The sequence below is a fragment of the Miniphocaeibacter massiliensis genome, from assembly GCF_900232905.1.
In the GTDB taxonomy this organism is placed as follows: Bacteria; Bacillota; Clostridia; order Tissierellales; family Peptoniphilaceae; genus Miniphocaeibacter; species Miniphocaeibacter massiliensis.
In genome coordinates this window covers 163331-177622 of sequence record NZ_OCTQ01000002.1, presented here as the reverse complement: position 1 = coordinate 177622, position 14292 = coordinate 163331, and the positions used below count along the sequence as shown (strand labels likewise).

The following is a 14292-nucleotide window of genomic DNA, read 5'->3' as shown; positions in this document are numbered from 1 at the left end:
TTAAATTGGATTTTGAAAACTTTATAGAGTCACAATATAGAGAATTGATACACTTGGAAAATATAGAATTTTTATATTTATATAATAGAGTTTATAATAAAAGTTTAAGAAAAATATTTTCTACTTTACATTCCAATATGGTGTCTTTATTTAAATTAATGAATAATAGACTTCCAACTAATGAATATGGAGCACATTTTTGGGCTGATTCTAGTAGAGATTTAATCAAGATTCTTGAAGTTACTCAAAGTTTGCAAAGAGGTTTGAAATCATCTAAATATTCTTTTGATATTGATAGCTATTATTTTTCTAAAATTGAAAAATGTCTTGAGTTTCTTAGCTCAAGTGGGGGAAGTCAAATTCCACCTTATATGGAAAAAATAGATTTATATTATACAATTCCTATATTTAAAATGTCAGAAACTATTGAAATTTCAGGAAGTGTTACTACTTCGTACAACTTAAAGTTAATTGGACAAGGTTCTTATGCGAATGTATATAGCTACATTGATAAAAGTTATAACAAAAAAATTGCTTTAAAAAGGGCGATTAAGTCATTAAATGATACAGAAATTCGTCGTTTTCGTGAAGAATTTAATTATTTGAATGAATGTAAATCTCCATATATTCTTGAAGTTTATAAATATAATGAAAGTAAGAACGAATATACAATGGAATATATGGATTATACTTTGGATGAGTATATAGAAAAAAATAATACTAAACTATCAATAACTAAAAGGCGAGGAATTTGCTTGCAAATTCTTAAAGCATTTGATTATATTCACTCTAAGCAATTACTTCATAGAGATATAAGCCCTAAGAATGTTCTTGTTAAAATTTATGAGGATATTGTAGTAGCTAAAGTATCTGATTTTGGTCTTATCAAGAATCCTAAACTAAATATAACATCTTTTAATACAGAAATTAAAGGATACTATAATGATCCTGAGTTAATATTAGAGGGGTTTAACAACTATAGTATTTTACATGAAACGTATGCTTTAACACGATTACTGTGCTTTGTAATGACTGGTAAGACGAATATAGACAGTATCAAAAATAAATCATTGAAGACTTTTGTTGGAAATGGATTAAGCTCAGATAAAACAAAGAGATATAAAAATTGTGAAGATTTAAAGTACTATTATCTTCAAATTGAATTTTAATAATATTATTATTTATAATGATTTTAGTTTGAATAGATGCTTGAAAAGGAAGATATTTAAAATAGTACTATGATGCTACATAGCAATGAATATTAAAAAATTTAGAAAATATGAATCTATAATGTAGAATAATAGTTTTTTATTTTACTAAACTATTATTAATATAAAAATAGCTATCTCATAATTAGAGATAGCTATTTTAAATTTTTAATATTTTATACGATAGGTGGTGTTCCTTCAGCGTTACCTGCGATTGCATCAATTTGAATTAAAGCACCTTCAGGTAATTCAGATACACCAACAACTCTTCTTGCAGGCGTTCCATTAGGGAAGAATTTTGTATAAACTTCGTTTACAGCATCAATATCTTCTATATTTTTAAGGAAAATATTAATTTTAACCATATCTTCCATAACATGGTCAACACTTTCTATAATAGACTTTATGTTTTTTAAACATTGTTCAGTTTGTTCTTTAATTCCACCATCTACAATTTTACCAGTTTTTGCGTCAATAGGTAATTGAGCAGAAATATTATTATAGTGTGAAAAAGCAACAGTTTGTGTAGAAAGAGAGCTTATAGGAGCATCTTTTGTGTTATTTGCTTCTACTATAATTCCATGTCTATCTTCTATAGCTTGAGGTGGAGTACCGTCTCCATGAGATACCACTGCTTCAATTTGAACTAGTGCATCCATTGGTAATGCAGAAGCTGAAACAACTGTTCTAGCAGGAACATAAGCCACAGCTCTAGCTATTGCTGAATCTGGGAAGAAAGTTGTATAAACTTCATTTACTGTATCAGCATCTGAAAGATTTTTAAGGAATATAGTCACTTTTACTATATCATCAAAAGGGACATCAATACTTTCTAAAATAGTTTTAATATTTTTTAAACATTGTCTAGTTTGTTCTTTAACTCCACCAATTACTAATCTTCCAGTAGAAGGATCAATAGGTAATTGAGCAGAAATATTATTATAATGTGAAAAAGCAACAGTCTGTGTAGATAAAGGACATATAGGTGCTTTACTTGTGTTATTTGTAAGCTTTATAAGATCTCCTGCTTGTGGTGCATTAGGAATTGTTCCTACTCCGTTTGAAACAAGAGCTTCTACTTGAACTAAAGCATTCATAGGTAAAGCGTTAACAGCAACTACTGTTCTTGATGGAAGATAAGTTGCAAAGAAAGTTTTATAAACTTCATTAACAGCATCTACATCTTTTATATTTTTTACAAAAATAGTTATTCTAATAACATCATTCATAGTATGTTCTATACTTTCTACAATAGATTTGATGTTTTTAAAGCATTGTTCAGCTTGCTCCTTAATGCCACCAGATACTAAGTTACCAGTTTGTGGATCAATAGGTAATTGAGCTGAAAGATTATTATAATGAGAGAAAGCTACAGTTTGTGAACTTATAGAACTTTTTGGAGCGTTCTCCGTGTTTCTTGCTAATACTACATTGTCGTTACTCATGATTATATTCCCCTTTTATTTGTTTTTTTATTATATACATTCAAGCTCAAATTATAATTCATACAACGTCAATTGTCAATCGTTTTCAAAAAAAGATAACGAAAAATTTTAATGAGATTTTTATACTTAAATTTTCATTTTAAAGTTGAAATATTCTTAATCTTATATATAAACTCAAATGAGTATTTTAAATAATATTTTATATGCAAAAGTCATAATTTTGATAAGGATTTCTTTGAAAATATATTATATTCCTATAAAATTATGATTAATAATGCTAATTATAGTATGAAGAATGTAAATACTTGTTTATATACTCCTTTTATAAAGATATTGTTTGAACAAAATAATGTAGGGGTATAGATATTAAATAAATATTTTTATATATTTTTATATTAGTTTGTCTACATAAAAGAATGAATATATTTAAGGAAAGTAGTTAATAGATATGAAGGATATTTCTGTTTTAATAAAACCAGTTTCTGGAAGTTGTAATTTGAAATGTAAATATTGTTTTTACAAAGATGAAATTGAAAATCGTAAAATTCGTAATTATGGGAAAATGACTAAATCTGTAATGGAAAAATTAATAGATAATATTTTTCTTGATTTGGAGAAAGGTGATAGTGTCAATTTTGCGTTTCAAGGAGGTGAACCCACTCTTATAAAAATAGAATTTTATAAGAGTTTTATAGATTATGTAAAACGTAAAAATATAAACAAAAACAATGTAAGTTATAGTTTGCAAACTAATGGAATAGATATATCTGACAAATGGTGTAGTTTATTCAAAACTAATAATTTTTTAATTGGATTATCGCTTGATTGTACAAAATATTTTCATGACAAAAATAGAATTACTTTAAATGACAAGGGAAGTTTTCAAAAAGTTATGGATTCTAAAAAATACCTTGAAAAATATAGAGTAGATTATAATATACTTTCTGTATTAACTAATGAAATGGCAGAATACCCAAGAGAAATATTTCAATTTATATTAGATGAAAAAATAAAATACATTCAATTTATTCCATGTATGGATGAGCTTTATGTAGAAAAAAAATCAAGCTACACACTTACACCTGAAAAATTTGCATATTTTTATAAAGAATTGTTTATATTGTGGAAAAAAGAATGGGATAGAGGAAATTACATAAGTATAAATTTTTTTGATAATGTTATTTCTCTTTTGAAAAATGGTAAAGCACCAAATTGTGGTTTTACTGGAAATTGTAGTCCTCAGTATGTAATTGAAGCAAATGGAGATGTTTTTCCATGCGATTTTTATGTATTAGATGATTATTATTCGGGGAATATTACAAAAAATACAATTAGAGATATTTTTTACAATTCATCAATGCAAAATTTTATTAATTCTAAACAGTTAATTTCAAAATATTGCAAAGATTGTTCAATATATAATATTTGTAGAGGCGGTTGTAAGCGTCAAAGGTACAATATGTATTTAAATAATGAGGAAAATTATTGTGGATATCTAGATTTTTTAATTTCTTGCCAAGATGATATTGCTGATGTTGTTCAAACTTTGAAAAAGAGGGGATAAAAATGGAAAAAAAGAAACCTAATGTTATTTTAATGTTAATTGATGATTTAGGAATAGGAGATGTATCTTGTTTTAATCAAGATGGAAAAATAAAAACAGAAAATATTGACTCTTTAGCAAAAGAGGGAATGAGATTTGAAAATTCTCATTCTTCAAGTAGTCTTTGCACACCTTCTAGGTATGGATTGTTAACAGGAAGATATAACTGGCGTTCATCTTTAAAATCGTCGTTGTTAAAAGGAGATTCTCAAACACTTATTGAACATGATAGAAAGACTATAGCACATCTTTTTAAGGATGAAGGATATAATACAGCAGCTGTTGGAAAATGGCATTTAGGAATGGATTGGGTGTATAAGGAATATCCGGATTTTGATGCTTATGAATTGATACCTGAAAATTATCCAGACAATATAGATAAAAAATATTTATTCGGAAGAGACAATATTTTTGATCCTACTTATAATACCTACACAGTAGAAGGAATAGATATTGATTATAGCAAAAAAATTAAGTTTGGTCCTAACCAATATGGATTCGATTATTTTTATGGTACTGCGGCTTCTCTGGATCAACCACCTTTTGTGTATATAGAGAACGATAAAGCTACAGAAATTCCATATAAGGTAACTGGCATACCCAATTTAGATAGAAAAACTGCAAAACAGCCTCATTATTGGCAGTTAGGTGTGATAGGTGATAAATACAAACATGATGAATGCCCAAATATAATGCAAGAAAAAGTATTAGATTTAATAAATGATTATTCAGAATCAGAAGATCCATTTTTTATATATTATCCATGTCATTTAATTCATGGACCTATTCTTCCAGATAAAAATGCCTTTGGTAGCTCAAAAATAGGTTCTTATGGAGATATTGTATTACAACTGGACAGATATATTGGAGAAATTATATCTACTCTAAAAAACAAAGGTATTTTTGAAGATACGGTTTTTGTATTTACTAGTGATAATGGTGCTTCAGGTATAGCGGATTTCCCTAAATTAAAAAAATTAGGCCATAATCCTAGCGGAATTTATCGTGGTCATAAAATGGATATATGGGAAGGTGGGCATAGAGAACCTACAATTGTCTGTTATCCAAAACTAATAAAAAAGGGAAGCATAGCAAAGCAAATGATTTGTCATACTGATTTTTTTGCTACATTCGCAGAATTATTAGGAGTAAAATTGGATGATAAAACAGCAGAAGACTCATTTTCAAATTTATCTATATGGAATGGAGAAAATACAGAAGTAAGAGATAGTTTAATTAGTAGTTCTGCAAATGGAGGATTTTCTATACGTACATCTGAGTGGAAATTAAATATGGTAGAAGATGGTGGATCTGATTTAAGAGCAAAATTATTTTATTATGGCCCTTGTGAACTGTTTAAAATAAAAGAAGATGCAAGAGAGTTAAATAATGTTATAAATGAATATCCAGAAGTGGTAAAAGAATTAATGTCTAAATTAGAAGAGCATATCAAAAATGGCCGTTCCTCTCTAGGTGAAAAACAAAAAAATGATAGAAACAATCCTACTGGAGAATGGAATAGTATAAGTTGGATGAAAGACTATTCCGATTATATAAAACCTTATTTAGATTCAAAAGATTAAGGGATTTAGAAGTTTTTTTCAAAAAAGGTAATTAGAAAAAATGAATAAAACAAAATTTCTACAAAGGGTATTTAAACATTAAATCGTACAATTCTTATTAATAAGAGAACGTTTATAGTTTATATATATTGTGTTTGTTGTCTTATTTATAAGAATTAGGCAGTTTATAAAAATGAAAAATGATATAACAAATTTTTATGAAAAGTGTAAGTATGTAAGAAATTTTAAAAAGTAAGAAACTACAATTATCGTAGTTTTTTACTTTTTTTATTCAATTTTAAAATAAGGAAGAGACAAACTTCCAGATAATAATAAATATTATTTATTATAGTTATTACCAAAGTAATTAAGTATATTAACAAAAAATATTTGAAAGATTGTATTAATATGTTAATATATTAATAAGGAGGTATTGAATGATTAATTTAGAAAAAGTTACAAAAAAATATGGCAAATTCAAAGCTGTGGATAATGTGAGTATGGAAGCTTTACCAGGGAAAATAACTGTACTATTGGGACCTAATGGAGCAGGAAAATCTACGATTATTAAATCTATAGCAAATTTATTAGAATTTGATGGAAATATAGAAATTTGTGGTTATAAGAATGATACATTAGAAGCAAAGAAAAACTTTGGATATATTCCAGAAGTACCTGTATTATTTGACTTATTAACAGTAGATGAGCATATTGATTTTATTGGAAGTGCTTATAAGATTGATAATTATAAAGATATAGCAGATGAATATATTAAACTATTTAAATTAGTAAAAAAGAGAAAGTCTTTGGCAAAAGAGCTTAGCAAGGGTATGAAACAAAAACTAAGTATGGTGTTATCTTTAATGATACAGCCTAAAGCCTTACTAGTAGATGAGCCCATGATAGGTCTTGATCCTGCGAGTATAGAAGATACTTTTAAAATATTACACAAGCTTAGAGAAGATGGCTGTGCAATTTTAATGAGTACACATATTATAGACATGTTACATGAATGGGATGAAGCATACATATTACATCATGGTAAAGTAGTTCATTATGTAAGAAGAGAAGAACTAGGTGAAAATACATTAAAAGATATATTTTTCACTTATACAGATGGAGAATAATTATGACAGCTTTACAAAAATTATGGTTTAATAAACAAAAAGGTATAATTAGAAATTTATTCAGAAAACCATCAAGTGCTATATTTACAGTGTTTATTGTATTATTTTATGGTGTAAGTTTTGTAAGTACTTTATTTTTTAAAGATACAATAGCGAATACTGCAAATTTTGATGTGCAAAATACAATAATGATAATACTTGGATTTACTGCTTTAATGATGATGTTCACATTGCTATCTTCAAGAAAAGCACTTTTTTATGATAATGATGCTTTTTATTTATTCTCAGGACCATTTAGTAAAAAGCAACAAATGAAGTATTTAATGGCTAATATAGCTTTATTTAGTGTACTTTATGGCCTATTATCTTTATTTTTAGGAATTATGTCATTTTCAAATATTAAATTTGCACCATTAATGTTAGGTATTACATTTTTAGTGGTTTTTATGATAAATTTTTGTTTTATGTTATTAATAGATTATTTATATATAATACAAATTTGTTATTCTAAATTTAAAAATATTTCAAAAATAGTTGGGGGATTATTTGTAGTAGCCATAGCTATACCATTTGTTATACAAATCATACAAAATAGTATGGATTTTAATGAAGCATTTAAATATTTTATAATGAGTGAAATGTTTTATTTTGTTCCAATATTTGGTTGGGGAAAACTTGCAATGGTATCCTTTATTGAACAAAACTACATTTTTACAGCATTAGGGTTGTTGTTGTTAGCAATTATATCGTTAATAATTTACTTTTTATTTACAAATTTCAAAGGAAATTATCAAGAAAAAGCATTGTCAGATGCAGTAGAATTTAGTGAATATAGAAAAAGAATTAAAGCTGGAGATAATTCAACATCTACAAAAGTTAAAAAGAAAAATCTAAAAAATTCTAAATTTTTAAAAGGAGCATGGGCATTACTTTCAAGAACTATCTTAGAGCTCAAAAAAACACATCAACTAGTTTCTTTTCAAGATATTATTATAATAGTTGCATATGTTGCGATAGGAGCTTTTTCAGGGTCATTTGGGATGGTAGTGTATATGTTGGTATTATATTTATTTGTGTCTCCACAAAATCAGGGGTTAAAAAAAGAATTTGAAAATTATATGATATATTTAATACCAGATTCACCACTAAAAAAACTTATAGCAATTATACTACCAGTAATTGTAAAAACAGGAGTTTCTTCTATTTTAGCAGTAGTTATTTCTGGAATAATATTGAAAGAAAATATTTATAATATTATTTTTTATGCTATTACTTTCTTAGGTTTTGCATTTTTGACTACAAGTAGTACGGTTTTAGCCTTAAAAATATTTAAAAGTAGATCAAATCAAGTTTTAGAAGGTTTATTGAGAATGCTAATAATAGCTATTTGTTTTATACCTTCAGTGGTAGTTATAGTAGTAATGATTCTACCTACTATGAAAGCAGGAATAAATATTATGAACTTAATAACTTATGTTCCTTTAGTAATGAATTTCTTAATATCTTTCTTAATCCTATTTATATGTAAAAATATGTTAAATGGTAAAGAGTTAATTAGTGATTAATGAAGCTAGTTAAAAATCAAATTTAAATATAAAAAAACAAGTTAGACTATCTAGCTTGTTTTTTTATAAATTATTTATTTTTCTATTTCAAAAACTAAATCCATTTTTTTAATGGAACCATATCCAACAAGTTCTGTTGGTATAGCATTAATGTATGTGTAACCTTTTTTAGCATACTCTTCTATAATTTCTCTATGAGCATATAGTGTTGATTTAACTAATCCAGTAAATTCGACTTCTACAAATTTATATTCTTTCATTATTTTCTCCTTAAGTTGTTTTATTAAACAAATTATATAATTAATAAAATTATTCTACAACACCAGTAGAGAATTGACTTTCATATAATTCTTTGTAGGTTCCATTTGTCGATAATAATTCTTCATGAGTTCCTTGTTCTACGATAGAACCATTACTCATAACTAGTATTAAATTGGCATCCCTTATAGTAGAAAGTCTATGAGCTATTACAAAACTAGTCCTATTTTTCATTGCATTTTCCATAGCTTTTTGTATTAGAACTTCAAGTCTTGTATCTACAGAGCTGGTTGCTTCATCTAATATTAAAATTTTAGGATTTTTTACAAGTGCTCTAGCTATTGTTATTAACTGTTTTTGTCCTTGAGAGATGTTAGAGGATTCTTCGTTTAAAATAGTATTATATCCTTGAGGCAATGTGTTTATATAATGGTCTACATTTGCTATTTTTGCTGCTTCAACAATTTCTTCATCAGTAGCATCTAAATTACCAAAACGAATATTGTTTGCTATTGTATCATGATATAACCAAGGATCTTGTAAAACTAATCCAAATAATGAACGAGATTGACTTTTGGTAAATTTATTCATGTCAACTCCATCAATTGTAATAGAACCACCATTTAAGTCATAAAATCTCATTAATAAATTAATTAGAGTAGTTTTACCAGCACCAGTAGCGCCTACTACAGCTATTTTTTGACCACTTTTTACATTTATACTTACATCTTTCATTAAAAGTTTATTTTCTGAATATCCAAAAGCTATATGATTGAAATTAACATTACCTTTTGCACTTTCTAAATTCATAGGAACAGGTAAATCTTCAAAAATTTCTTCTTTTTCATCTAAGAAGTCTATGACTCTTTTCCAAGAAGCAACAGCAGCTTGAAACACATTTGATAGTTGAGTTATATCTTGGATAGGGCTACTTGCTTGCCAAACATATTGTATAAAAGACTGAAGTCCACCAACGTCGATGCTTGAGGCAAGTAAAAATCCACCAATATAGAGAGGTTTATTTAAAATAGTCATAGCAATAACTATAAATAATCCAATATATGCTAAATGAACAATATGATTTAGTATAGGATTTGTAATACTAGCCATAAAGTTAGATTTAAATCCACCGACTTCTATTCTTTTATTAATTTTTTTAAAATCGTTAATTACTATTTCTTCTTGTCCAAATAGTTGTATTACTTCATAAGCTGAAAGATGTTCTGTTGTATAAGCATTCAAATCACCAAGAGAGTCTTGTAATTCATTAAATAGTGGTTGGCTTTTCTTATATAAAAATTTGTATATTAAAAAGCAAATTGGAAATATTACACAGGCAATAAGGGCAAAAAAAGGAGAACGTATAAACATAAACACTATACTAAAAAGAAGTATTAGTATTGAAGTTAATATTTTTAAAGCCCCCTGTTGCATTGCGTTGCTTACAACGTCAACATCAGTCGTAATTCTATTTAATAAATCACCTTGTTTATGTTTGTCAAAATATGAAACAGGAAGTAGATTAATTTTAATATTAATTTCATTTCTTATATCTCTCATACTTTTTTGAACAACATCAGATAAAATATAATTTGAAAAATAATCTCCAATAGTATCTAAAATACTAGTAATAGCTAATAAAACTACAATGAAAAATATATAATTTAAATTTATAGGATTGTCATTTCCGATGTCTTTAGCAACTTGTGAAATAGCAAGACCTATTAAAAATGGTTGACTTGAACGTGTAAAAGTATAAAGTATTGAGAAAAACATAGATATACTAAATCTAAATTTATAAGGTTTTATATATGAAAAAAGTCTTTTAAAACTATTCATAATTCAACTCCTCCTTAGACAGCTGAGATTCAGCGATTTCTCTATAAACTTTACTATATTTTAAAAGCTCTTTATGGGTTCCACAACCTTCGATTTTTCCATTATTTAAAACAAATATTTTGTCTGCATCCATTATAGTAGCAACTCTTTGAGCTACTATTAGAAATGTAGAATTTTTTATTTCTTCTTTTAATCTTCTTCTTAAAGTTGCATCTGTTTTATAATCAAGGGCTGAAAAAATGTCATCGAAAATGTATATAGGCACTTTTCTTATTAAAGCTCTAGCTATACACAGTCTTTGTTTTTGTCCACCTGATAGATTTGTTCCACCTTCAGATAAAATTTCATCAAATTTATTTTCTTTACTTTCTATAAATTCTTTAGCTTGTGCAATATAGGATGCTTTTTCTAAATCTTCCATAGTGGCATTTCTATTTCCAAATAATAAATTTTCTTTTATAGTTCCAGAAAATAAAACTGCTTTTTGAGGAACAAATCCGATGTTACTTCTTAATTCGTCTAAACTATAATCTCTAATATCGTGGTTATCTATTAAAATATTTCCCTTTGAAACATCAAAAATCCTAGGTATTAATCTTATTAAAGTAGATTTACCACTTCCTGTACTACCAATAAAAGCAATGGTTTCACCAGGATTAATTGATAAAGTTATATTTTCAATAACATGTTCTTTAGAACTATCAGCATATGAAAAACTTACATCTTTAAATTCTATTTTTCCATTAGTAATTTTTAAATCATTTTTTTCTTTAGTATAAATAGTAGGAGAAGTATTAATAACTTCATATATTCTATTAATAGCAACGGAGAACCTAGGATACATAACAAGTACATTTGCTAAAACTAAAAAAGAAAACAATGCATGAAATACATATTCTATAAAAGCTGACATAGAACCTATTTCTAAGATTCCTTTATCTACATAGTCAGCACCTAAATAAACAACTGTAATCATTAAAATAGAAAAAATAATAGTAAATATAGGGGATATTAAGGCAACTTTTTGAAATAACTTTTTAGAATAACTTGCGTAGTCATTATTAAGATTTTCAAATCTATTAAATTGAAATTGTTCCCTATTAAATGCTCTAATAACTCTAAGTCCAGTTAAAGATTCTCTCATATTTTGATTAATATTATCTAGTTTTTTTTGTTGCTTACTAGAAAGTATACGAGTTATTTTATTTACAAAAAATACACCTACTAGTAATAATGGAATTGTAGCTATTGTAAAAAAAGATATTTTAGGACTTTCTCTAAATATAAAAAAGAAGCTAAATCCAAACATTAGTGGAGCTACAAAACCAGTTCTTATTATCATAATTAAAAATTGCATAATAATATAACAGTCATTAACTATATTGGTTATTAATCTTGAAATATTATGTTTTTCATATTCTTCTCTTGAAAAAGTTTGGATATGTGAAAACAAATCATTTCTCATATCTTTTACTATTCTTGAAGTCATTTTATTTGAAATATATGCTAGTAAGATTAATAAAATAATTCCTATTATTGCACAAGTGAACATTTTCAAGGCCAAAATAATAATATATTTAGTGTCTCCATTCATAAACCTAGCACTAATTCCATCTGCAAATAATTTTGGAATTCCTATTTCTGTAACAACAAATCCAAAAGCACCTATAAAACAAAGAAAAATAGAGAGTTTATTTCTTTTTAAATATTTTGATAGTAATTTGATAATATCACCGTCTTTCTGAGAATATGTATAAAAAAAGAGACAGAAAAAACTGTCTCTAGTTTAAAAGTATTTTAGCTATTTAATATTTAAAGAAACTAGCAAACAAATAGCATTGATAGAAGGTAATATATCAAAAAGTATAAAAAAAGTCAAAATAATTGTAAATATTTATTATGCATTATAAATACTTGAAGTTAACATAGTTAAAATAATTATAAAAATAACTGTAAAAATAATAAAAATAGGAGTTAGAAATTGTTTTTTGCTTATTAATCCATTTTTGTATTTAGACACTATATAAGAGATACTTATAATTGTACAGTCAAAAAAGAAGCTGTTAATTGATAAAAATCCTTCATTCCAAGAAAGGTAGTTTATTTTGAAATTCTTAATAACAGGTGTTATTACAGGATAGTAAGTTCCAATGACAGAACCAACAATAAATTGTATTAAGTGTAATAATAATATCAATAGCATACTACAAGCCAAACTGTCTAGAATTGTTTTTCTTTGAAGTTCGTCATACTCTTTTTTGCTAACTTTAAATAAAGTATAAATTAAATTACCAACGCTGTAGAACATAAATATACCAAATGAAAAAAATATAAATAAACATATTTTGTATATCATAGTTTTTAATTAACCCTCCTCAATTAATTCAAAGATTTCCTCCACAGGTAAAGAAAAAAACTTTGATATTTTTAAAGTAAGTTCAAGACTAGGATTATATTTCATATTTTCAATCGCAGTCATAGTTTGTCTAGAAACTCCTAAAGCAGCAGCCATATCTTTTTGTGGAATTTCTCTTTCTTCACGAATTAGCTTAATTCTATTATGTACATTCATTTTACAACCTCTTAAGTAAAGATATCTTTACTTAACTATACTACTATATTTTTGATATGTAAAGTTTTCTTTACCTAAAATTATAAAAATTAATAAAAAATATGTTATACTAGCGATAATTAAATTTGGAATTGGTGATATTGTGGAAACTATAGAAGCTAAATCAATACTTAGTTCAGCAGGTAAATATGGAGAAAACTGGTTTGGAATTGACTATAATATGAATTTGTATAGAGGATGTAACCATGGTTGTATATACTGTGATAGCAGAAGTGAAAAATATCGCATTGAAAACTTTGATAAGGTAAGAGTAAAAAAGAACTGTATAGAAATTTTAGAAAAAGAATTAAGAAGTAAGAGAAAAAAGGTGTAGTAGGAATAGGAGCTATGTCAGATAGTTACAATAAATTTGAAAATAAATTGGAAGTTACTAGAAAAGCATTAAAGCTTTTAGAAAGATACAATTTTGGAGTGTCTTTGGAAACTAAGAGTAGTTTGGTTTCTAGAGATATTGATATTTTTAAAAATATTACTAATAAGCAAAGTTGTATTGTAAAAATGACTATTACAACATATGATGACAATATTTCAAAGAAGATAGAACCTTTTGTTAGCGTTTTTTCAGAAAGATTTGATACTATTAAAAAATTATCGAAAAATGGTATATACACTGGAATTTTAATGACACCAATGTTACCTTTTATAACAGATAGTGAAGAAAATATAGTTAATATTGTTAGAAAAGCAAAAGAATGCAAAGTAAAATTTATTTACCCTAAGTTTGGAGTAACATTAAGGGATATTCAAAAAGAATATTATTATAAAAAATTGAAAGAAAAATTTCCGAATGTATTAGAAAAATATGAAAAATACCCATCAACAGCATATATGCATAATGCATTAAGAACTAAAGAATTAGCAAATATTTTTGTGAAAGAGTGTAATAAACATAATATTTTATATAATATGAAGGATATTATAAGTGAATATAAGAAAGAAAATAAGCAGTTATCATTATTTTAAAAGTGATTGTATGTTTATTAAAAAATTATAAATAAAAGTCTGATAAGGGATATTGATAGTAATTTTGAATATAATATTAAGTAATAAAAA

General features: G+C 26.1%; 13 protein-coding genes. 7 read left to right on the top strand and 6 right to left on the bottom strand.

Going from position 1 to position 14292, the window contains the following annotated elements:
* The first annotated feature begins 5 nt into the window (after positions 1 to 5).
* The gene (locus CS899_RS04885) at positions 6 to 1169 is read left to right on the top strand and encodes a protein kinase family protein (RefSeq protein WP_100065050.1); all 1164 of its coding nucleotides are present in this window, start codon (positions 6 to 8) and stop codon (positions 1167 to 1169) included.
* 215 nt (positions 1170 to 1384) lie between these two features.
* Here the strand turns inward: CS899_RS04885 and CS899_RS04880 are convergent, their stop codons facing one another.
* Positions 1385 to 2653: a RidA family protein gene (locus tag CS899_RS04880; RefSeq protein ID WP_100065049.1), complete on the bottom strand. Its 1269-nt coding sequence runs from the start codon at positions 2651 to 2653 to the stop codon at positions 1385 to 1387.
* Positions 2654 to 3101: 448 nt separating this feature from the next.
* Between CS899_RS04880 and CS899_RS04875 the strand changes: the two genes are divergently transcribed.
* The 4 genes from CS899_RS04875 (at position 3102) to CS899_RS04860 (ending at position 8510) form a co-directional block, all read left to right on the top strand.
* On the top strand, positions 3102 to 4217 hold the full coding sequence (locus CS899_RS04875) for a radical SAM/SPASM domain-containing protein (RefSeq protein WP_100065048.1): 1116 nt from the start codon (positions 3102 to 3104) through the stop codon (positions 4215 to 4217).
* Positions 4218 to 4219: 2 nt separating this feature from the next.
* On the top strand, positions 4220 to 5839 hold the full coding sequence (locus CS899_RS04870; RefSeq protein WP_100065047.1) for a sulfatase family protein: 1620 nt from the start codon (positions 4220 to 4222) through the stop codon (positions 5837 to 5839).
* Between the two features lie 416 nt (positions 5840 to 6255).
* Complete coding sequence (locus tag CS899_RS04865) at positions 6256 to 6945, top strand: ABC transporter ATP-binding protein (protein ID WP_100065046.1); 690 nt, start codon at positions 6256 to 6258, stop codon at positions 6943 to 6945.
* A 2-nt stretch (positions 6946 to 6947) separates the two neighbouring features.
* The gene (locus CS899_RS04860) at positions 6948 to 8510 is read left to right on the top strand and encodes a putative ABC exporter domain-containing protein (protein WP_100065045.1); all 1563 of its coding nucleotides are present in this window, start codon (positions 6948 to 6950) and stop codon (positions 8508 to 8510) included.
* A 74-nt stretch (positions 8511 to 8584) separates the two neighbouring features.
* Here CS899_RS04860 and CS899_RS04855 read toward each other — a convergent pair whose 3' ends face one another.
* The 5 genes from CS899_RS04855 to CS899_RS04835 all read right to left on the bottom strand — a co-directional run bounded on the left by CS899_RS04855 (position 8585) and on the right by CS899_RS04835 (position 13179).
* A complete protein-coding gene (locus tag CS899_RS04855; protein WP_100065044.1) occupies positions 8585 to 8770 on the bottom strand; it encodes a DUF4177 domain-containing protein in 186 nt (61 codons plus the stop codon).
* A 49-nt stretch (positions 8771 to 8819) separates the two neighbouring features.
* Positions 8820 to 10607: an ABC transporter ATP-binding protein gene (locus CS899_RS04850; protein ID WP_100065043.1), complete on the bottom strand. Its 1788-nt coding sequence runs from the start codon at positions 10605 to 10607 to the stop codon at positions 8820 to 8822.
* Positions 10600 to 12291, bottom strand: a complete 1692-nt coding sequence (locus CS899_RS04845) for an ABC transporter ATP-binding protein (protein ID WP_277985530.1) — start codon at positions 12289 to 12291, stop codon at positions 10600 to 10602. The genes CS899_RS04850 and CS899_RS04845 overlap by 8 nt, the downstream gene beginning before the upstream one ends.
* Positions 12292 to 12504: 213 nt before the next feature.
* Positions 12505 to 12963: a hypothetical protein gene (locus tag CS899_RS04840; protein ID WP_100065041.1), complete on the bottom strand. Its 459-nt coding sequence runs from the start codon at positions 12961 to 12963 to the stop codon at positions 12505 to 12507.
* Between the two features lie 9 nt (positions 12964 to 12972).
* Positions 12973 to 13179: a helix-turn-helix transcriptional regulator gene (locus CS899_RS04835; RefSeq protein WP_100065040.1), complete on the bottom strand. Its 207-nt coding sequence runs from the start codon at positions 13177 to 13179 to the stop codon at positions 12973 to 12975.
* Positions 13180 to 13321: 142 nt separating this feature from the next.
* On the opposite strand from CS899_RS04835, the gene CS899_RS10935 reads away from it, so the two are divergent.
* A complete protein-coding gene (locus tag CS899_RS10935) occupies positions 13322 to 13552 on the top strand; it encodes a radical SAM family protein (RefSeq protein ID WP_207204757.1) in 231 nt (76 codons plus the stop codon).
* 14 nt (positions 13553 to 13566) lie between these two features.
* Entirely contained in the window at positions 13567 to 14202 is a 636-nt protein-coding gene (locus CS899_RS04830; protein WP_207204746.1) for an SPL family radical SAM protein, read from the top strand.
* Positions 14203 to 14292: the final 90 nt, after the last annotated feature.